At 49.4% G+C, this 22177-nt stretch carries 14 protein-coding genes and 1 other RNA gene; 12 read left to right on the plus strand and 3 right to left on the minus strand.

The features are described 5' to 3' along the window. The 12 genes from B0I18_RS19235 to B0I18_RS19290 all read left to right on the plus strand — a co-directional run bounded on the left by B0I18_RS19235 (window position 1) and on the right by B0I18_RS19290 (window position 13343). Window positions 1-2043 (plus strand): thioredoxin domain-containing protein, encoded by a 2043-nt coding sequence (locus tag B0I18_RS19235; protein ID WP_106524381.1) that lies wholly within the window; start codon window positions 1-3, stop codon window positions 2041-2043. Between the two features lie 625 nt (window positions 2044-2668). Beyond that, window positions 2669-3946: a T9SS ring complex lipoprotein PorK/GldK gene (gene porK, locus B0I18_RS19240; protein ID WP_106524508.1), complete on the plus strand. Its 1278-nt coding sequence runs from the start codon at window positions 2669-2671 to the stop codon at window positions 3944-3946. Between the two features lie 63 nt (window positions 3947-4009). Beyond that, window positions 4010-4852, plus strand: coding sequence for a type IX secretion system motor protein PorL/GldL (gene porL / locus B0I18_RS19245; RefSeq protein WP_106524382.1), 843 nt, complete (start codon window positions 4010-4012; stop codon window positions 4850-4852). Window positions 4853-4979: 127 nt separating this feature from the next. Beyond that, the gene (gene porM, locus B0I18_RS19250; RefSeq protein ID WP_106524383.1) at window positions 4980-6524 is read left to right on the plus strand and encodes a type IX secretion system motor protein PorM/GldM; all 1545 of its coding nucleotides are present in this window, start codon (window positions 4980-4982) and stop codon (window positions 6522-6524) included. Window positions 6525-6545: 21 nt separating this feature from the next. After that, window positions 6546-7454, plus strand: a complete 909-nt coding sequence (gene porN / locus B0I18_RS19255) for a type IX secretion system ring subunit PorN/GldN (RefSeq protein ID WP_106524384.1) — start codon at window positions 6546-6548, stop codon at window positions 7452-7454. Window positions 7455-7607: 153 nt separating this feature from the next. Next, a complete protein-coding gene (locus B0I18_RS19260; protein ID WP_181358534.1) occupies window positions 7608-9302 on the plus strand; it encodes a M20/M25/M40 family metallo-hydrolase in 1695 nt (564 codons plus the stop codon). Window positions 9303-9427: 125 nt separating this feature from the next. Beyond that, the gene (locus tag B0I18_RS19265) at window positions 9428-10303 is read left to right on the plus strand and encodes a transglutaminase-like domain-containing protein (RefSeq protein ID WP_106524386.1); all 876 of its coding nucleotides are present in this window, start codon (window positions 9428-9430) and stop codon (window positions 10301-10303) included. Between the two features lie 145 nt (window positions 10304-10448). After that, an RNA gene (ffs, locus tag B0I18_RS19270) (signal recognition particle sRNA small type) lies at window positions 10449-10547 on the plus strand. A gap of 239 nt (window positions 10548-10786) precedes the next feature. Next, complete coding sequence (gene fsa, locus B0I18_RS19275) at window positions 10787-11437, plus strand: fructose-6-phosphate aldolase (protein ID WP_106524387.1); 651 nt, start codon at window positions 10787-10789, stop codon at window positions 11435-11437. Between the two features lie 140 nt (window positions 11438-11577). After that, window positions 11578-12357 (plus strand): ABC transporter ATP-binding protein, encoded by a 780-nt coding sequence (locus tag B0I18_RS19280; protein WP_106524388.1) that lies wholly within the window; start codon window positions 11578-11580, stop codon window positions 12355-12357. Window positions 12358-12373: 16 nt separating this feature from the next. Then, the gene (locus tag B0I18_RS19285) at window positions 12374-12613 is read left to right on the plus strand and encodes a VF530 family protein (protein WP_106524389.1); all 240 of its coding nucleotides are present in this window, start codon (window positions 12374-12376) and stop codon (window positions 12611-12613) included. 148 nt (window positions 12614-12761) lie between these two features. Continuing rightward, window positions 12762-13343 carry a DJ-1/PfpI family protein gene (locus B0I18_RS19290; protein WP_106524390.1) on the plus strand — a complete coding sequence of 194 codons (582 nt, stop codon included), beginning with the start codon at window positions 12762-12764 and terminating at the stop codon, window positions 13341-13343. 167 nt (window positions 13344-13510) lie between these two features. Here B0I18_RS19290 and B0I18_RS19295 read toward each other — a convergent pair whose 3' ends face one another. The 3 genes from B0I18_RS19295 to B0I18_RS19305 all read right to left on the minus strand — a co-directional run bounded on the left by B0I18_RS19295 (window position 13511) and on the right by B0I18_RS19305 (window position 22078). Then, the gene (locus B0I18_RS19295; protein WP_106524391.1) at window positions 13511-15445 is read right to left on the minus strand and encodes a T9SS type A sorting domain-containing protein; all 1935 of its coding nucleotides are present in this window, start codon (window positions 15443-15445) and stop codon (window positions 13511-13513) included. A gap of 428 nt (window positions 15446-15873) precedes the next feature. Then, entirely contained in the window at window positions 15874-18966 is a 3093-nt protein-coding gene (locus tag B0I18_RS19300) for a DUF7619 domain-containing protein (RefSeq protein WP_106524392.1), read from the minus strand. Window positions 18967-19180: 214 nt separating this feature from the next. Continuing rightward, complete coding sequence (locus B0I18_RS19305; RefSeq protein WP_106524393.1) at window positions 19181-22078, minus strand: PKD domain-containing protein; 2898 nt, start codon at window positions 22076-22078, stop codon at window positions 19181-19183. Window positions 22079-22177: the final 99 nt, after the last annotated feature.

Below are 22177 nucleotides of genomic sequence, written 5' to 3' on the forward strand. Positions count from 1 at the left end.
ATGGCTAACCGTCTTCAATACGAATCGAGTCCCTATTTGCTACAACATGCGCAAAACCCCGTAGACTGGTATCCCTGGGGCGACGAAGCCTTTGAAAAAGCCCGGACTGAACATAAGCCGGTACTGGTCAGTATTGGTTACGCGGCCTGTCACTGGTGCCATGTCATGGAGCATGAGAGCTTTGAAGATCCTGTGGTTGCTGCATACATGAATACTCATTTTGTATGTGTAAAAGTAGACCGGGAAGAACATCCCGATGTCGATCACCTGTATATGGATGCCCTGCAGGCCATGTCGGGGGCAGGCGGCTGGCCGCTTAATATGTTTGTAACGCCGGCCCGGCAACCTTTTTACGGCGGCACTTATTTCCCGCCCAAAGCCTTGTATGGCCGCAATTCGTGGATGCAGATCCTGGAGGCGATACAACATGCATGGCAGGAAAAGCAGGAGGAGATTGCCCTGCAGGCCGGGCAGATGGTACAGCACCTGCAACAGGCATCGCTTACCGGTAGTGCATCGCCGGAGGACCGCATCACGCCGGAGGTGATGACGCTTATCGCGCACAACCTGCTGCAGCAGGCCGATGTGGAGGAGGGTGGTTTTGGCCCCGCGCCTAAGTTCCCGGCCACGGGCTCCATCCGCTTCCTGCTCGAATACTATCATTTCCGTACCCGGCAGGGTAGGGGGGATGCCTTAGCTACAGATGCTTTGCAGCATGCTTTGCTATGTCTCGATAAAATGATCGGTGGTGGTATCTATGACCAGGTGGGGGGCGGCTTTGCCCGGTATGCCACGGACCGGGAATGGCTGGTGCCGCATTTCGAAAAAATGTTGTACGACAATGCTTTGCTGGTCGGGGTACTGAGCGATGCCTATACGCTTACGGGCGATGAACGTTACCGGTCGGTGATCGAAGCCACCTTGTCTTTTTGTAACCGCGAGTTACGCCCCGCCACGGGCGAGCCGGGTTATTACTGCGCGCTGGATGCGGATTCGGAAGGTGTGGAAGGCAAATACTATACCTGGACCTGGCAGGAATGGCAGGAACTGATGGGCGATGCGCATCCGGCCATTGCGGCTTATTATGGCGTAAGCGAAGCGGGCAACTGGGAGCATACCAATATCCTGCACAGGGCTATGGATACCGGAACGGTATTGCAGCAATTCGGGCTTGCCCCCGAAGCATGGGCAAGCCTGCTGGAAGAGGCGCGGCTCCGGCTGATGGCCCGGCGGGAACAACGTATACGACCGCAAACCGACGATAAGATCCTGCTTTCCTGGAATGCCCTGATGAACACGGCCCTGGTTAAGGCGGCCCTGGCGCTGGACCGGAGGGAATGGCTCGACGATGCCGTTACACATATGGACTGGCTGTTAGCGACTTTCTCAACGGAAGAGGGCTTGCTGTTGCATACTTATAAAAACGGGGAAGCCCGTATCCCGGGCAAACTGGAGGACTATGCTTACCTGCTGGAAGCCTTGCTGCAACTGGTCTCTGCAACGGCGCGGACTACGTACCTGCCTGCAGCCGAAGCCCTGTTGCTGAAGGTGCAGGAGCAGTTCCTGCACGAAGACCGGAATTTCTTTTATTTTTCGGCTGCCAGCCAGACCGATATTATAGTACGAAAAGTAGAATTGTACGATGGAGCCACGCCCTCGGCCAACGCGGTAATGGCGGCGCAGCTCTGGCATATGGGCAACCTGTTTGAGCGGAGCGACTGGCTGGAACAGGCTGAGGCCTTGTTGCACCAGATGGTACGTACCGTGCAGCGATACCCGACCTCGTTTGCCTGCTGGGCTACCTTTATGCAACGATACAGCATAGGGTTAAAACAGCTGGTGCTGTCGGGAGAAGGTGCCGTGACGGAGCTGGTTAAATGGCAGGCCCGTTACCGCCCCGAGGTATTTGCGTTGGCAGATACGGAAGGCCTTACTACAGGCGCCTTCGCGGGGAAATATAAAGCGGGGGCAACCTGGTGTTACCTCTGTGCGCATTTCGTATGCGGTCAGCCGGTACAGGGGGTGGAGCAATTGGTTTTGTAAAACGGCCCGGGGCCGGTACCCGCGCGCCACGGGAAGGACAGCCGCCGATGATAAAAAATAAAATATTTCAGGTAATTGCCTGTTAAAGCGCTTTAAATAAAACACGCAGATTGCGGCAAAATAAATTTTGTTGCAATATTGTTTAAAAAATAAAAATTCCTTTATTTAGCAACTTCAAAGAGGATTTCGGCGGGGAAAAAGGAAAAAAAAATTAACGGTATTGTTGCATTTTCAAAAAATTATTTGAATATTGTGTCCCGTTGTGAAAACAGCTAAGCAGAACGGGAGGTAACAGTTATTTCCCGAATTATGATAACGGAACCTCTTCCGGAAATATTGCGACAGGAGGGGATTCAAATTCTGTTAAGGTTGGAATAAAAACAGCAGTAAAAGTTTAAGAGTATCGTCCGTTGAGATAAGAAAGAATAGAAAAATCAATATTTATTTAGCAAAAGTTAATTTTTCAAAACTTTTATTATCTTTCGGCCAGATTTGAACATTATTCTCTATAAAAATTGCAGTTCATACATTATAGCATAGTAATAGTGTTTTAATGAAACAGCTAGAAGCAAAGCTGAACAATTAAAAATTTGTACGGAGCATAACAATGACAAAACAAAAACAGATGAAACAACTCTCCCTGAGTATTGCCGCAGTGGCTATGGCTATGTTTGCCGCGAGTTGCGGGCAACCTACTTCGCAAGGTCAGTTAGTGGGCGACTACTCTAATAGATCGAGTTACAAGGCCCCTACACCTGTTGGTATGGTTTACGTACCATCCGGGGTTTTAAAAACCGGCTACAGCGATCAGGATATTCAGAACGCGCTTGATGCCCCTGTCCGTACCGTACAGATGACGGGCTTCTATATGGATGCTACCGAAATTACCAATGCGGAGTATCGCCAGTTCACGAGTTGGGTTCGTGATTCTATTGCACATGTTACACTCGGTGATTATAAAGATAATGACGATGGTACCCAGCAGATCGATTGGGCAAACCGCGTAAAGTGGACCGATGCTGATGTTCAGGATCAGCTGATGGGTCTGTTTGTTGATGCCAGCCAGACCGGTACCGGTAAAAAAGAGCTGGACGTTACCAAACTGAATTATACGACCAAATACTTCGACATGGAGTCCTCGGCTAAAAACCCGGGCCAACCCAGGAGCAATTTCGTTGTTACGAAATCAATCAATATTTACCCCGATACCCTGGTGTGGATGCGCCAGTTTACCTACTCCAATAACGAGCCTATCGCACGCCAGTACAACTGGTTCCCTGCTTTCGACGAGTACCCTGTTGTAGGTGTGAACTACCACCAGGCCAATGCCTTCTGTGATTGGAGGACCAACCTCTGGAAAGCAGATCGTGAAAAACGTAAATTATTCTTCGAAGGTACCTTCGAACTGCCTAACGAAAGCGAATGGGAATGGGCAGCACGCGGAGGCCGTCAGTTATCTCCTTATCCATGGGGTGGCCCGTATGTGCTGAACCAGAAAGGTTGTTACCTGGCCAACTTCAAACCGGACCGCGGAGATTATTCTGCTGATGGCGGCCTCTACACCGTTAATGCCAATGCTTACTGGCCTAACGATTACGGTCTGTACAACATGTCCGGTAACGTAGCAGAATGGACCCGCTCCGTTTATGTTGCAGATGCCTACAATACCAATATCATTTCCGACATGAACCCTGATATCAAAACCCGTATCGGCGAAAACGATCCAACCTGGATGCGCCGTATGGTGGTAAAAGGCGGAAGCTGGCGTGATCCTGCGGCTTACCTGAATGTAAGCAACCGCGATTACGAATTTGCAGATACTGCTAAAGCTTACATCGGTTTCCGTTGTATCATCAGGCAGATCGCCCCGGCTATCAAAAACGAGCCTAACTCACGTCGCTAAGAATCTTGAAGAGAAAGAAGCTAAATAAATAAATTAAATTTTAATTCGTTAAATCAATAAAAAATGGGCTCAATATCTTTGTTTTTTGAAACCAAGCAAGGCAAATACATTAAAAATTTAATCATCGGTGTTGGTGCGGGCGTTGTATTGTTAGGAGCACTTTTCAAAATCAACCACTGGGAAGGCGCTACCATGATGCTGACCGTGGGTATGTGTACAGAAGCATTCATCTTTTGTCTTTTAGGTATCTTACCTCCGCATAAAGATTACTACTGGGAGCGTTACTATCCCAACCTGGATGAGAATCCACACGTTGAAGCTTACAGGAAAGGTATTAAATTCAAAGCACCGGCCGAAGCGATTGGTATGGGCGGCGGCTCCGGTGGCAACGCTACAGCTTCCCTGGATAAAATGCTGGAAGAAGCCAACATCAATGCGCCTAACCTGAAACGCCTGAACGATAACTTCCAGCGCTTCGGACAGACTGTAGAGCAGATGAAAGATATTACAGATGTTACCGCAGCTACAGGATCTTACTCTCAGAGTGCACGTGAAGCTGCTGATGCCCTGGGTAAAATGAAAGATACTTTTGTTGGCGCTTCCAACACCATGTCTTCTTTCAACAGCGCTGCCGACAGCACTGCTCAATTCCACCAGCAGGTACAGGTACTTTCTAAAAACCTGGGTTCCCTGAACCAGATTTATGAAGTAGAACTGCAGGATGCCAACAACCACCTGAAAGCAATGAACAAGTTCTACAGCAACCTGGTAAATGCTTCTGATGCTATGGCTTCCAGCGCTTCTGATGCAGTTGCCGCTAAAGAGCAGATCGCTACACTGTCTAAAAACCTGGCTTCCCTCAATACTATTTATGGCAACATGTTAAGCGCCATGCAGGGTCGTTAAGCCTGAGTTTTAAACATCTCAATATTTTTTGTCTTCCTGTGCATACCTTTATTATATAGGTATATGGGGCAGGGATGCCGGAAAATATTAATCCAATAATTAATCATAACTAAGAAAAAGTCTAAGGATGTCCATACCTAAAGAGCCCCGGCAGTTGATGATCAACCTTATGTACCTGGTGTTGACTGCCATGCTTGCCCTTAATATTACCAAAGAGGTATTAACGGCCTTCGCTACGATTAATAGTAGTATCGAAAGCACGAATAAGACCATCATTGGTAAAAACGACGAGTTTTATAAGTCGTTTGACGAAGCTCAGTTGACGGCTGATAGCGCTAAAGTTAGGCCGTTGAATGATATTGCTAAACTGGTTAAAACGCAATCCGAACAAACTTTCGCTTACCTGCAGAGTTGGAAAGACTCTGTAGTACAACGCTCCGGTGGTTACGAAACCGCAGCAAACGGTACACAAACAATCAAAGCGTTGGACGATATCAATACACCAACCAAAATGTTCGTGGATGAGAAGAAAGGTGACGAGATCAAAAAGCGTCTGAACAGTTATGTAGAATTCATCTTGAGCAAAGTTGAAAATCCTGCAGACAGGGAGCGTATTAAAAAGCAGATTCCTTTGCGTCTGCTTGATTATCCCAGGTCTGAAGAGAATCCAAGCGGAGACTGGTCACACGGTACCTTTAACAATATCCCGGTTGTCGCTTCTATTGCAATGTTCTCCAAATTCCAGAACGATGTAAAGAATGCAGAATCCATGGTGTTGGAGTATCTTTCCAGCCAGGTCCATCTTAAAGATAAAAAATTCGATGCGCTTGTTGCTATCGCAACGCCTAATACGAGTTATGCACTGGAAGGCCAGGAAATTGAAGCCTCTATCGTATTGGCAGCTTACAATAAATCAGCGAACCCAAGGATGTCTTCTTCCGGCGGTGCTGTAGTTGTAAAAGACGGTGTAGGTACGCTGAAGATCAAAGCCAGCGGCGCCGGTATGAAAACCGTAAATGGTGTGATCGTTAACGAAAGCAATGGTGTTAAAGAAGAGTACGCCTTTAAGTTCCAATATACTGTCGGTTCAGCAGGCGCTTCCCTGCAGCTGGATAAAATGAACGTAATGTATATCGGTGTTCCGAACCCCGTTACCTTATCTGCTTCCGGTTACAACATCGAAGACGTAAAACTGAGCATGCCGGGTGCCGACATTACTTCTACTGGCAAGGGTACCTATTCCATCAACGTTACCAAACAAGGTGTACTGGAATATGCGATCAATGCCTCCAGGGGCGGCCAGGGTGGCGGTAAGATCAGCGGTGGTAAGATCAGGGTTAAATACATCCCGCCACCACAAGCTATGGTAGGTGGTATCACCTCCGGCCGTCTGCCAGCGGCAACTGCCAAAGCACAGAAAGGTGTGGTAGCCAAACTGGATAACTTTGATTTTGACACGCGTTTCGAAGTAGTAAGTTTCCGTTTCGCTTATGTACCAAGGAATGGAGAATATGGTGAGCAGGAAAACTCCGGCGCCCTCTTCAGCAATGCCGTGAGAGGTTATATGGATCGTTCCCGTCCTGGTGACAAATGGATATTTGAGAATGTCAAAGCCGTTGGTCCGGATAAAAGGGTACAAACGATCAATTCTGTAACCATTACATTGAACTAATATTAAAATAAACGAAGGAGTATGAATATCCTCAATAAATTTGGTTTTGCATTAAGTGCTATTTTGTTTAGCGGAGCGGCTTTTGCCCAGAATCCTATGATTACGGATCAGGCAATGCAGGCTGGTAACACTTCTACCGAAGCGGTTAACACTTCCTGGAAACCATCTCTTGTAAAAGACGGTATTATCGATAAAGTTCCCCATGTAAACAAAGCGTTGGATCTGACCAATATCCGGGAGATCGATGCGGCATGGAAACGTCGTGTATGGCGCCAGATCGATATCCGCCAGAAACAGAATCAACCGTTCATTTACGAGGGGGATGAATACACCGGCGGTGGCGCCTTTATCGAGATCCTGCTGGATGCTGTGAAAAAAGGAAAAGTTCAGGCTTATAGTGCCCTGGATGACGCCTTCACTACACCGCTGGATATGGCTACCTTCGAAAAACAGATTGGTGGTACCGAAGATTCCGTACTGGTTGAAGATCCGATTACCGGCGAACAGATATGGACCAAAACACATACTGAATTCAATATCCAGTCTGTAACCAAATACCAGCTGAAAGAAGATTGGATCTTCGATCGTAATGCAGGCCGTATGGTGGTTCGTATCATTGGTATCGCTCCACTCCAGGATCGCCTCGACGATAACGGTAACTTCCGCGGTTCACTGGCGATGTTCTGGTTATACTACCCCGAATTAAGGAAACTCTTGGCCAACTACGAAGTATACAATCCACAGAATGATCTGCACCGTATTTCATGGGCTGATTACTTCGACGGACGCTATTTCTCTTCTTATGTAATCAGAAGCAGCGGGAACAATCCTACCGGCCGCAAATTCTCATCAGACCTGCGTGGTCTGGAAGAAGGCCAGAAAGCTATGGATGCGCTCATCGACAGGGAAAGCGATATGTGGCAGAAATAATTACGCAATTTATAGGGAAAGCGGCCGGAAATTCTTCCGGCCGCTTTTTTATTGTTAATTTTGACAATTCTGAAACAGAAATTGAATCTCAATTAGCTAAGTTTGCCTGGGGGCAATGGTGGATGCCTTTTGCCCGGTTATACGTATATGCACATGAAAAGACGGAATTGGAGCGTAGCCGCGCTCGTTACTTTATTAGCACTGACACCGGCAGCAGATCCGGCAGCACAGATCTGGAAAAAGATCCTTCCCGATAAGGACAAAAACGAGAGCGCTAAGAATGACGCGAACGCAGAAGAAGTGATCAAACAATTGCGTGCAGATATCGGTTACCTGGCCTCCGACCAACTGGAAGGCCGCCGTACCGGGACAAAAGGAGAAGCGCTGGCGGGTATGTTTATCGAAAAGCGTATGGCCGCCATCGGGCTGGTTCCTTATGGCGCCTCTTACAGGAGACCTTTTAAATTTGAATGGGGTAAAGAGCTTACACCCGAGATAAGACTCACCATCGGTGGCAAATATGTATCCGTTCCCGAAGATGCCTTTCCTGTAGGCTTCTCCGGTGCAGGTACCGACGAAAACTATGTATTGCCCGAAAGTAAAGAAGCCAACAGCCCCTGGCTGATTGCCCTGTACGAAACCCAGCAGGATGCGGAAAACCCGCATTACGATTGGGAGAAAAACGCCTTTGACCGGGCACGGAAAGCGATTGAACGCGGTGCGACCTCGGTTCTTTTTTACGATAATTTCGGCAGTAAGTATGCCCCCGTATATACCAAACGTACGGATTACGAAAGCCTGGGTGTGCCCGTGCTGGTGCTGGGCAAGAAAGTATACGACCAGTATGTCAAAGACATGAAGGTGATGCAGCCGGTATACATGAATATCGCGTTCAAAAAGGAATTCCGTACCGGCACCAATATTGTAGGGTATATCAATAACAATGCGACGTATACCGCTGTGATCGGTGCGCACTATGATCACCTGGGTTATGGCGAGGATGGCAATTCCCGTTCGGTAGACGGTGTGAAAAGCATTCATAACGGCGCCGACGATAATGCCAGTGGCGTAGCAGCTATGCTGGCCGTGGCTACCAAGCTCAAACAATCTTCCTACAAAAAATACAATTACCTGTTTATCGCCTTCTCGGCCGAGGAGCTGGGATTACTCGGCTCCAAAGCTTTTGTAAAGGAAAAAGACTTCCAGAAACAAAAGGCGGCGTATATGCTCAATATGGATATGGTAGGCCGCCTGGGCCCCGATCGCAAACTTACCGTGGGCGGTGTGGGTACCTCGCCGGTATGGAACAGCGTAATGGCCGCGGTGCCGTCTACGCTCAAGATATCGAGAGACAGTTCCGGCGTAGGCCCTTCGGATCATTCCTCTTTTTACAACGACAGTATCCCGGTCCTGTTCTTCTTTACCGGTACGCATACCGATTATCATAAGCCTACCGACGATGCCCAGAAAATCAATTATTCCGGTACGAAAGACGTGGTTAATTACGTTTATAGTATAATAGGCGGCATGGAAAAACAGCCTGCGCCTTTGTTCAGCACCACGAAGAACAGCAGTATGGGCAGCCGTACGGCCTTTAAGGTAACCCTGGGTATTATGCCCGACTACAGCTACCAGGAGATCGGCGTACGCGTGGATGGTGTGATCGACGATAAGCCCGCCGCCAAGGCCGGTTTGAAGCAGGGCGATATCATACTGCAGCTGGGCGATAAAAAGATAAATGGTATGCAGACCTATATGGAAGCCCTGGGTACCTTTAAGCCGGGCGACAAGGCCGATGTAAAGGTAAAAAGAGGGCCTACGGTGCAGGAATTCAAACTGGTGTTTTAACCTGTACCGTAAAAGGAATGATCCCTGCTTGAGCGCCCGGGCAACCGGTTCCGGACGCTACCGGGTTTTGGTTTTTACCGCCGTTTGGCGTATTTTAGTGATGAATAACAGGGGTAGTTTTTGATATGCGTGTGAATAAAAAGATACAGGCTTTATTGCATCTGGTGGATGACCCGGACCAGGAAGTGTTTACGACCGTAGCCGACCAGTTGTTGCGCTACGGCACCGAAATTATTCCGAACCTGGAGCAGCTTTGGGAAGTGACGGAAGATGAATCGGTGCAATACCGTATTGAAAATCTTATTCACCGGGCGCTCTTTACCGATTTACAGGCCGAGTTCGTAGCCTGGAACAACGAGCCCAATCCCAACCTGTTTAAGGGAGCGATGCTTGTTGCCAAATACCGCTATCCCGAAATGAATACCACCGCGCTGCTCTCCCAGTTTGAGCAGATAAGGCGTAATGTATGGCTGGAACTGAACCAGTACCTGACGCCGCTCGAACAGATCAATGTGGTGAACAGTATCCTGTACAATTATTATAAATTGCAGGGCCACGAGATCACCGAGCGGGACCCTAACCTCTTCTTCATTAACCATGCGCTCGAAAGCAAGCAGGGCAACGCCTTTTCGCTTGGCGTTATCTTCCTGGCGCTTTGCGAGCTGCTCGATATTCCCATCTTTGCGGTAGCGCTGCCGCGGCAGTTTGTGCTGGCTTATTTCGATAGCCAGTACCACTTCTTCAGTCCCGACGACGAACCGTTACAAACCATCCAGTTTTATATCGACCCGGTAAACGGTATGGTATATACCCAGAACGATGTGGATGTATACCTGAAGAAAATCAAAGCCGGGCACGACGATAAATACTTCCAGCCATTGAGCAACCGCGAGATCATTGCGCGTATGCTGGAGGAGCTTGCGCTTACCTACGAATACAGCAACGAACCGGATAAGTCGGACGAGCTGCACCAGCTTATCGCCGTGCTTAAACCGGAGTAAGGCAGGCGCGGAAAATATTTTTATTACGCCTTGTATGCCTTTATGGATAAGGGTTTTAGCGTGTCTTGCTCCTGTTGCGGTAATAAATATTTAAGAAGTTTTTTCTTTCCTTGCGTATTCTGATAAATATTCCCTACCTTTGCACCGGCAAGTCTTATACGACCAGCTCCTGCTGAACCTCCCCAGGGCAGGAATGCAGCAAGGATAGGCGGTTGAGCGGTGCGATATAAGTAACTTGCCACTTTTTTATTTCAGCCAATATTGTACGTTTCAGGTTTTAATGAACGCTCTTCAGATGGAACCCCTCTTATTCCAACCGCTTACTTCGGGCACAATATCCGGCGCTTTTTTATCCCCATTCTTCGCGAAATTTTCCTTTTTTATAAAACACCCGATCATTTTACGCCGGCGTAAACAAAGCCTTGTGTAAAAGGGTAAACTTATTGGATCGCTCAATTAAAAAAATCTAAATCTGCAATAAATATGAAATTCTTCATTGATACAGCAAACCTGGCCCAGATTAAGGAAGCAGCCGATTTCGGCATTCTCGACGGTGTTACCACCAATCCTTCCCTGATGGCTAAAGAAGGTATTAAAGGCCAGGACGCCATTTTGCAACACTATAAAGATATCTGTGCTATTGTAGATGGCCCGGTAAGTGCTGAAGTAATCTCTACCGACTTTAAAGGTATGGTGGAAGAAGGTCTGAAACTGGCTGAACTGCACGAAAACATCGTGGTAAAGGTACCGATGATCAAAGACGGTATCAAAGCGATCAAATATTTTTCAGACAACGAGATCAAAACCAACTGTACCCTCGTATTCTCTGCCGGCCAGGCTATCCTTGCCGCTAAAGCAGGCGCTACTATGGTATCTCCCTTTATCGGCCGTATCGACGACGGTAGCTGGGACGGTGTACAACTGATCGAGCAAATCGTAAACATCTACAACGCGCAGGGCTTTATGACGGAAGTGCTGGCAGCCTCTATCCGTAACCCTTTGCACATCGTACGTTGTGCCGAAGTGGGCGCCGATATCTGTACCTGCCCGCTCAGCTCTATCCTCGGCCTGCTGAACCATCCGCTTACGGATATCGGCCTGGCTAAGTTCCTGGAAGATGCTAAAAACCTGTAAGTATAACCGGAGAACAATATTGCTTTTCCAATGTTATTTCAAGTAAATTTGCGTATCCTGCACCAGCCGGGTACGCATTTTTTATTGGACACCACCGGTAAACCCTGAAGCAAAACTTAAAAAAACTTGCATTTTACAACATGATAGAATTAAAGAATGTACGGAAGAGCTTTGGCGATAAAACGGTATTGCAGGATGTAAACTTTACGATGAACGCCGGGCAGACCAACCTGATTATCGGTACCAGCGGCAGCGGCAAAACCGTGCTGATGAAATGCATGATCGGCCTGTTTCAACCCGACGAAGGCCAGATCCTTTACGAAGGCCAGGACCTTACCAAAATCGATGAAAAAGAGAAAAAGGAACTGCGCCAGCAGATCGGGATGCTCTTCCAGGGCTCGGCCCTCTTCGATAGTAAGACCGTGCAGGAAAATGTAATGTTCCCGCTCGATATGTTTACCCGTAAGAAATACCGGGAAAAACTGAGCCGTGTTAATGAAGTGCTGGACCGTGTGAACCTGAAAGATGCCAACCGTAAATTCCCGGCCGAGATCAGCGGGGGTATGAAGAAAAGGGTAGCCCTGGCGAGGGCCCTGGTACTGAATCCCAAGTACCTGTTCTGCGATGAGCCCAACTCGGGCCTGGATCCGCAAACCTCGCTGGTGATCGATCAACTGATCAGTGAACTGACCAAGGAGTATAATATTACTACGGTGATTAATACCCACGATATGAATACCGTAATGGAAAGCGGCGATCATATTGTATACATGCACCAGGGTAAGAAGCAATGGGAAGGTTCGAATAAGGATATCATCTTCAGCAAAGACAAATTGCTCAACGACTTTATTTTTGCTTCCGAGTTCCTGAGGGATGCCAAGCAGAAGCGGATGGAAGAAATGGAACGCGAATCCAAATAAACATCGTATAGCTTTTATGCCCGAACCGATTCAAAAAAACAACCCCTTACACGGAAAGACCCTGGAGACGATACTCCGGGAACTGCTGGACTATTATGGAGGCTGGGAGCAGCTGGGCCGTAATATCCGGATCAAGTGCTTCAATATCGATCCCAGTATTTCCTCCAGTCTTAAATTCCTGCGTAAAACGCCCTGGGCGCGTAAGCAGGTCGAAGACCTGTATCTCTCTATTGCCGACTATACCCATGATACTTAGGTATTGCCTCCTGTCTTGGTTCCTCAAGGGGGCCGATGCCTGCCAGGGTAAATCTTGATCTTAATCAGGATTATTTAACTTGAAATGCGGTGTGGATTACGGAAATTTGTAAGGCTCATTTTTCCTGTTTTAAACCCAAGCTTTATTTATGGCACAGAAAAAGATCTTATTCCTGACCGGCGACTATGCCGAAGATTACGAAACCATGGTTCCTTTCCAGATGTTGCTGATGGTAGGGCACGAAGTACATGCCGTATGCCCGGATAAGAAAAAAGGAGACAAAGTATTTACCGCCATACACGACTTCGAAGGCGCCCAGACCTATAGTGAAAAGCCAGGCCATATGTTTGCGCTCAACTATAATTTCGACGAGGTAGATCCGGCCAACTACGATGGTCTTTACATTGCAGGTGGCCGTGCGCCCGAATACCTGCGGCTTAACGATAAGATATTGGAAATAGCCCGGCACTTTGCAACGGCCAATAAGCCCCTGGCGGCTGTATGTCATGGTATCCAGATCCTGACGGCTGCCGGTGTGGTAAAAGATAAAAAGCTTACGGCATATTATGCGGTAGCGCCCGAAGTAACCGCAGCCGGCGGTACCTTCGTTAATGTGCCTGCCGACCAGGCCGTAACTGATGGTAACCTGACCACTTCGCCTGCATGGCCCGGGCATCCTGCACTCATCGCCTCTTTCCTGCAGCTGCTGGGTACAAAGATTGAACCCTGATAAGGCTTTCGGTGATCACTGCGATTAAACAAGATGATCCTGCAGCGCTGCCGCTGCCATGATCAATACTTCCCTGATAGCATAACTAAGGGCACATGTTCAAAACATGTGCCCTTTTATGTTTAGGTCAACTTAAGGTCATCTTAGATCGCCATCATGGAACCGTATTATTGTTTGCTGATCTTGATCGTTTGGCAACGGCTATCGTCCTGGTAGCGGGCAAAATACAAGCCGCCGGGCAGGGCACTCATGTCGACTGCTGTTTCGCTGCCGGTAACAGGTTGTGTCTTTAATGTTTTACCGGTCAGGTCTATAACCGACAGGCTTGCACCCGGCTTTTGTTCTCCCTGGATCATGATCATCAACCGGTCTTTTACCGGGTTGGGCGCGGCCGTAAGCATAAAGGAGGCTGCATTACCGGGAGCCAGCTGTATGGTGTTGGAGGTGGTTGTCCTGCCATCTATATCCGTTTGTTGCAGCCGGTAATAAGCTGTGGCCACCAGGGCTTCTGGGTCGCTGAACACATAGTTTAGGGCTTGCGTACTGTTGCCCTGTGCGGCATTGCTTTTTACCCAGCCCGCATTGTGGAAATCTTTTCCATCGGCAGAACGCTGTACCACAAAGCCTTTATTGTTTTGTTCGGTAAAGGTACTCCAGGTCAGGAAAGCCCTGCCGTTCCTGGTAGTGCCGGAAAGTTTGCCGCCGGTTACAGGTAGTACTGTACCGCCAAATGTGATATCGAATGTGCCTGCACCATCACCGAAGTAGTCATATACCCTCAGATAATAAGTAGTGTTGGCGGTAACCGGCACGGTCCAGGGGAAACCGTAATCTATACAATCTATACTACTCAGGGCGCCACAGGAACCGCTGAAAATTTCCGCTACCGCGTCTACATTCAACTCATTGATGTCAATGATCATATCGCCGGTCGCCGCAGGAGTAAACGTAAACCAAACGTCATTAGGCTGGCTACTAGAGCTACAACTGTTTTGCGGCATACTTGAGGTGGCATCGGTATTGTCGCCGGTTATTACCGTATTAGCGCCCATAACCGGGATGGCCCCTGCACATTCATCGTTGGCCGGAGGTGGGGGGGCCATGCCGACACAAACTTCAAAACCGATATTGTTTTCTATCCAGTAGAAGTTGTTATCGTATCCTGCACCACTCGTTACCCGGATATAATAAGTCTGGCCTATGGTGAGTCCGCCTGCGGTCAGGTTTTTAGAGGATGGGGCACTTCCGGGTTCCTGGGCATTATCACATGCCATTTCTGTTAAACTGCCGCAGTTGCCGCTATAAACAGTCAAAAAATAGTCGTAATAAAAAGCATTAGGGTTATTGGGGAGTACATTGCTTAACTGGACCCTGTGCGTTGTGGCGGTTGCTGTAAAACTATACCATACGTCGTTCGCCACGCCAAAGTAACAGGATGGTGTTGGGTAGGATGTGGTCGCATTAAGTGTTGAACCTGCAACCGGCGCAGTACAGGCCAGGTCGTTGGACGGGACAAGAGTAATGGCACCGTTACATGCATCATTTGCCGGAGGAGGAGGAGGGGTACTGACACATACTTCAAAAGCGATCATGTTGCTGACGGCGTTGTAGTTGATATCATACCCGTTACCGCCCGCCACCTGGATATAGTAAGTCTGGCCTATGGAGAGCCCGCTTATGGCTAGGTTACCAGCAGAGGGGGAACTTGCCGGTTTATAGAAACTACTACATGCCATTTCTGCTAAACCCGTACAGTTGCCACTGTAAATCGTTAAAAAATAATAATAATTAAAGACATCGGGGTTATTGGTGTGTACATTACTCAACTGGATTTTATGCGTTGTGGCTGTTGCTGTAAAGCTGTACCATACGTCGTTAGATGCCCCAAAGGAACAGGATGGGGTATGGGCGGACATAGTAGCATTAAGCTCCGAACCGGTAACAGTGGCCGTACAGGTTGCGCCACTGGCCGGGATAAGCGTAATTGCGCCGCCGCATTCATCATTAGCGGGCGCCTGGGCCATGGCGCTGCCTGCCCATAACTGGAGGCCGAGCAGGAGAATAATAGCTTTCCAGGCTTTGGTGGTGTACATTTTCTTCATATCGTTAAGATTTTATGCCTACTCTGAATAAGTTTTCGGCTTCCCTTGGGTCTGCATATTGCTGAAAGACTGTAATGAAAATAATACAACCGGCTTTTTTCTATTGTTAATTTATATAAATAAAAAATATTTAATGTTTTTAACTTTCCATTTTAACACAATCAATGAGGTACGGCCAGGTATGTTTGTCTGATTGGCGGATGGTATGGGTTTTATGAAGTTATTACTTGGGGGAGTAATGGGATCATTTGTTCAGGCAGGATATCATAAATACGCTATGGCGCGCAGGTGAAACCGTTCCAATGTTTGGACCATGTGAAGGCCTGCTGGCACTGCTTATACGCTGACGGTCATGTTGTAAGTTGTAAGACGGATAAAAAAAAGACCTCCAATTTGGAGGTCTTTTCTGTAACAAAAGGTAAGCATGTTTATTTCAGGATCACCAGCTTTTGGGTAGTCTTCGTTGCTCCTGCTGACAGGCTCACAAAGTAAACGCCGGGGATCAGGGCGCCGGTGCTTACCTCTATGGCTTGCTTGCCGGGGTACAGCCGGGTGTCTTTACGCAGCAGTACCCTGCCGCTTATGTCTGCCACCGTAAGCGTAGCATCCTTTGCTGTTTTATTATCCAGTAATATGGAGCAGGAGGCCGATGCAGGGTTGGGGTAGATCATAAACGAGATGCGATCGCCGACTGCAGGGTTATCTACACTGGTAGGTTTATACAGGGTATTGGTGGTGGTATTGGTAATTACCGGCTCATTATAATCGAAGTAGATCGCGGCTGTATTGGTAAACACCGTACCGAGCGGCAGGTTCGACCTGGTGCGGATGCTGTAGGTAAACATACCGTTGCTGCCTGCTTCATCGTGCATCTTGGCCGGCAGGTTAATATTCTTGTAGGTATATTTTAATACGCCGGTTTCGCTGATCTGGATATTGCTGGTCTTATGCGAGCTGTAAACAGGGCGCAGGGTCTTCCAATCCAGGTCGGGGTCGAGGGTATCGATCACTACGATGTTCTGTGCAAAATAAGTACCCAGGTTCTGGAAATGGACCATGTACTGCAGGTTGGAGTCGGCACGTTCGATATTACCCGCGGCGCCGATACCTTGTGGAATTACCTGTTTGAAGTTGGGGTCGTAAGAGCTTACCACCGTGGTGTTCACCTGGTTTACATTATTCCAGGGCGAGTAGTCGCTCAGCCAGTTGCTCATAGGGCTAGTGTAGGCCACCGAGTCTTTAACGGCAACCAGTGTAGCCATTGGTATATTGGTCGGTACGTTGTAGTTGATATTAAATGCTGCCGATGTGCCCGGTGCAAGGTTGGGCATACCGCTGCCAGTGGTATACCTGTTGGCGCCGCTTGCGCCAAATATGCCGGAAGGGACAAACGTCGCTGTATTGAGCTGCCCGTCTGTATTATAGCTGGCTATGGCAGCAGGTTCGGCAACAGTGCCCTGGTTGCTGACAATGCATTTCTGTACATAGGTATTGCCGGGTACGGCAGCGGTAAAGTCCCAGGTGCTGATCTGCATATCATGAATCGGGTTCACGGTATTGGCAAAGTTTACGGTCTGCACACAGCCGGTACCCGCAGTGGTGGTTACGGATTGTGTATTGCTCTGGCAGGATGCCAGCGGGTACATGCCCAGTACATTTTCAGATACCGTGTAGGTGCCTGAAGGAACCTGGAAAGCATACTGGCCGTTGGCATCGGTAAATACGGAACCCGAATTGCTGCAATGTATAAGAATGTTAGGTATGCCCGGTTCGCCGGCATCGCGTACACAGTTGTTGTTCATGTCGTGATATACGGTACCGCTTATGGTGCAGTAGCAACTGCTGTTTGCCGTATTATAACCCAAGCCGGTATACTCGCCGCCGGTACAGCCATTGGCGTCTGTTACATGTACATTGTAATTGCCGGCGTGTAACCCGGTCGCATTGGCTGTGGTTTGCCCGTTACTCCAGGAGTACGTATAGGGTGCTGTACCGCCGCTGGCGGTAGCGAGTATACTGCCATCGCCGGTAAATATGCAGGATGCAGGTGTGCTTACCAGGCCCACATGTACCGGGGAGCTGGTGGATATGTTGCGGGAACGAGTGGTAGCGCAACCGTTGGCATCGGTAACGGTTACGGTGTATATGCCGGCGGCAAGGCTGTTCAGCGTTGCTGTGCTGGCGCCGGTATTCCAGCTGTAGGTATAGGGTGCGGCGCCGCCGGATGGCGTAACAACAATACTACCGTTAGCCGAGGTACAGCTGGCATTACTACCGGTCATATTGACTGCGACGGTTGCAACGGGTGGAATGACTGCCGTGCCGGTCCGCACGCATCCGTTGGCATCGGTTACCGTAAAGCTGCAGGAGCCCGCAGGCAGGTTATTGGCTGTAGTGCCGGTTTGCGCCGGGAAGGTGCTCCAGTTGGTTGTGTACGGCGCCTGTCCGCCCGATATGGAAAGGGTTGCCGTGCCTGTTGCTGCGGTGCAGGAACTGGGCGTTGCGCTATAGGTTACGTTAACCGGCGTCGAAGTGCCGATATAACCGCCGCCATGGCCGGTACAGCCATTGGCATCGGTTACCGTTACCGGGTAATAACCGGGGGCAAGGTTAGTCTGGGTTTGAGTGGTAGCGCCATTGCCGTAAAGATAGCTGTATGGCGGAGTGCCACCCGATCCGAATACCATAATAGCGCCGTTGTTCTGCAGGCAGGTGCTATTGGTCGGTGTGGTATTAACCCCGATCTGTACAGCCTGCGTTACTTCTGCAATACGGTCGCGGCTGCATCCGTTGGCGTCTGTAACCGTTACGGAGTACACACCCTGGGTCAGGTTACTGATCGATGGGGTGGATGCACCATTGGACCAGGCATAACTATACGGCGCCAGGCCGGTACCGGTAATTGTGCCGACAGCAGCGGTACCATTGGTACAGTTTGCCGGGGTGGTGGTAATGTTGAAGTTGAAGGGAGCAATGCCCTGTATGAACAGGGAATCGGGAATAATGTGCGAACCGGAGACACAACCGTTGGCATCGGTAATCTTAACGGAATACTGGCCCGCGGGCAGGCTTGCCGGGTTGCTTGTAGAGACTATGGTATTCGAAGCATTAAGCCACTGGTACGTATAAGGCGCTACACCGCCCGAAGGTGTAGCGGTTGCAGTACCCAGGGCTGGGCAGGCTGCCGGCGTTGACGTTGTGGTATACGTAAAAGGCGGCGCCGAAAAAGAGGCGTAGACGCTTAGACCATTGGAGCCTGTGGCGGTAACTGATACCGCAGCACCCGAGTAACCGGTTAACTGGTCGGTGGGCGTGTTGATATTGCTGTGTGTCGTCACAACGCCGATTACATTCCATTGCAGGGTTACCGGGTAACTGAGTCCCGAAAGGTGCGCAGTGAGGATACCATTGTTGTTACAGGGCGCCTGGGTGAGGGTAATGGAGACGCTCTGCGCCGCCGCGTCTTCTGCTAACATGACGCCCGCAGCCAGACATAAGGATTGTAAAATCTTTTTGTACATGATGTGTAAGTTTAGTGAAAATGAAGGAACAGGTATTCGTGAAAGGCGTGCTTAAAAGAAGACAGCCACCCTCATCCCTGTGGTTGGATTTTTACATGTTTTTTTTAAAATAAATATTTTAAGTTTATGATGTAAGCAAGACAGCCCTGTGCCCGCCGGAAGGCAGGTACAGGGCTGTTGTTTGTTCCGGGAAAGCCGGAACTGTTTTTTTGTTTTACTGTTTCGTGATGGTCATTCTTGCAGTTTGTTCTTTGCCGTTAATCAGCAGGAAGTATACGCCGGGTACCAATCCTGTAGTAGCAATTACATTATTGCCCTGTTTGATGGACTGGCGGTGTACTACCTGCCCGGTTACGGTTACAAAAGATACCTGGCTGTAGTGTCCTGCCTGGTTATCGATCGTGATCTCGCCCCTGAACGGGTTGGGGTACACTTTAATATCCTTAAGGGTAGCAGCGTCTTTCAGGCTGGTAATGTTCTTCGGAAGAATTGCGTTTTCTGTTCTCTCAAAATCTATACCGGTCCTGCTCAGCGATCCGTCGCCGATAACCACCGCGGCCGGAGTCGTGTTGTAGTTGATGGCTTCGGGGTATACGCTGTAAGCGCCTGCCGGCAGGTGTTCGAAGCTAAAGTCGCCATTGGCATCGGTAATGGCCGTGCTTACGAGCTGGCTGCTGCCGTTGCGCAGGAAGATAAGCATACCGGGTATGCCGGTAGTCGTGCCGCGGCCTGCGCCAAGGGCTACGTTGCCCGCAATAAAGCCGGGGCCTGAAGTAACGGTGCCTGTTTGCATCCAGATGTTTTTGTTGGTGGTTGCACCGCCGCTGTGTACTACGTTTGTAGCTGTACTCCAGTACAGGCTGGAAGTATGGTAGGTAGGTACAAAACCTGTAGTGCCGGGAACAGAGGCAAGGCTTGCTGCTTTGATAAGATAAATACCGGCAGGCTGTGCGCCGAAGGTATACGGTACATTGCCTCCGAATGGTGACGCCAGGGTAGAATCTACTGCCGTAAGCGTGTTCGCGATAGAGTCAAACGTGATCAGCCATACTTTAAAGGTATCGTAGGCTGGAACCGGCATCATGCTATCCCAGGTAATATAACCGGAGATCTGGTTGCCTGCAGGGTTACCTACTACTACCTGCTGGTAAATGGAATCGAAGCATATAACGGTATTGCTGCTGTCTTTCCAACGGTTAATCATAATGACATTGTAAGTGCCGGCAGCCGGGTAGGTATGGTTCACCGTATTGGCAGAGCTTACCGTGCCATCGCCCAGCGACCATAAAGCATCATTGCTCAGGCCGGGGAAGGTAGCAGAGGTATTCTGGAAGTAGCGGGAAAGCGGGCCGGTTGTGGTTATCGCCATATAAGCATGCAGGGAGTCGCAGATAGAACCGCCGCCTGAACCCAGGGTGACGGGCAGGATCATCGTATCGGAACAAACAACAGCCGGGTTGAGGCTATCGCTCCAAACGGTTACCAGCATTACGTTATAGGTGCCGGGAGTAGCATAGGTATGGTTCTGGAAATTGCCGGTTGCGCTGGTGCCGTCGCCAAAGTACCAATGGGCCTGCATGTTCAACCCCGGGGCTGCTGTAGAATAGTTCTGGAAACTGCGGGAAAGCGTACCGGTTGTGGTTACCGCCATATATGCATGCAGAGAGTCGCAGATAATGCTGCCGCCGCCTGAACCCAGGGTGATGGGCAGGATCATCGTATCGGAACAAACAACAGACGAGTTGAGGCTGTCGCTCCAAACGGTTACCAGCATTGCATTATAGGAGCCGGGAGCCGCATAGGTATGGTTCTGGAAATTGCCGGTTGCACTGGCGCCGTCGCCGAAGTACCAATGGGCCTGCATGTTGAGCCCGGGGCTTACAGTAGAATAGTTCTGGAAGCTGCGGGAAAGCGTGCCGGTTGTGGTTACCGCCATATATGCATGCAACGAGTCGCATACAGATACGGGGCCAAGCGTATAATTCTGCATGGCTGAGTCGGTGCAAACGACCACATTGGTCAAGCTGTCTTTCCAACGGTTTACCAGGGTAATATGATAGGTGCCCGGCGCTGCGTAAATATGAGTCGGGTTGTCCGATGTGCTGGTAGCGCCATCGCCGAAGCTCCATTGCGAGGTTTTAACCAGGTTCTGGGCATTGTTAGAAGTATTGTGCAGGCTTACGGTAAGCGGGGCAGTGGTGTTGACCTGCATGGAAGCATGTAAAGCGGCACATATATTGCCACCTGCAACAATCGTAACTATCTGCATGGCAGAGTCTGTGCAAAGCACTGCATTGGTAAGGCTGTCCTTCCATTTATTAACCAGGGTTACGCCATAGGTACCGGCGCTGGCATAGATATGGCTGGGGTTCGCGGAGGTACTGGAACTGCCGTCGCCAAAAAACCAGAGCGAAGTATTGTAGGTGCCGCTGTGCGTAGTCGAGGTATTGTTCAGTTGCGCGGTCATCGGGGCCGGTAAGGAAACCAGCATGGCGGCGCTAAGGGTGCTGCAATCAATAGCGGAAGAAGGCAGGTTGATGGTCTGATTTTTTACAGAGGTGCAGCCGCCGGCACTGGTTATCAGGGTTACGCTATGGGGCGTATTGCTGCTGAAGGTATGGCTTACCGGGTTGCCGGTTACCACGGGACTGCCATCGCCGAAGTTCCAGTTATGTATGGCGCCGGGTGTTGCTACGGGCATGGAGGCCGTAAAGCTGTAGGTGCCCGGGCTTGTGGCGGTGGCTGCGAAGGTTGCATAGCAGGGCTGGTAGTTAACCACAACCTGGTGCATTACGCTGTCTGTACAGGATACCAGGTTAGTAAGCGAATCGTACACCGTGGTAATCATCCAGGCACTATAGGTGCCGGGGCTGGCATAGTTGTGGCTTACGGTGCCGGAGAATCCATACTGCCAGGAACCGTCGCCAAAATTGAGCCGGTTGATAACGGTAGCCGGTGCAGCGGGTGGTACAAAGGTAGAGGTATTGGTAAAGCTGGCCTGTAGCGGTGCTGCGCTTCCCGGCGTCAGGGCCCAGGTAAATTGGGGACTGCATTGCGCCATAGCTGCGGCTAGATGGAGCAACGCGGCAGTCGTAAGCAATAGTTTTTTCATAGGTAGAACATTTTGTGATAAAATAACCTGGCTTGGTTTTTTGCCTTTGGTTTGTTTTTTAGGTGAAAACGAATTTTAAAAAAATCCTGAAGTTTGTGT

The sequence above is a fragment of the Taibaiella chishuiensis genome, from assembly GCF_003014535.1.
GTDB lineage: Bacteria > Bacteroidota > Bacteroidia > Chitinophagales > Chitinophagaceae > Taibaiella > Taibaiella chishuiensis.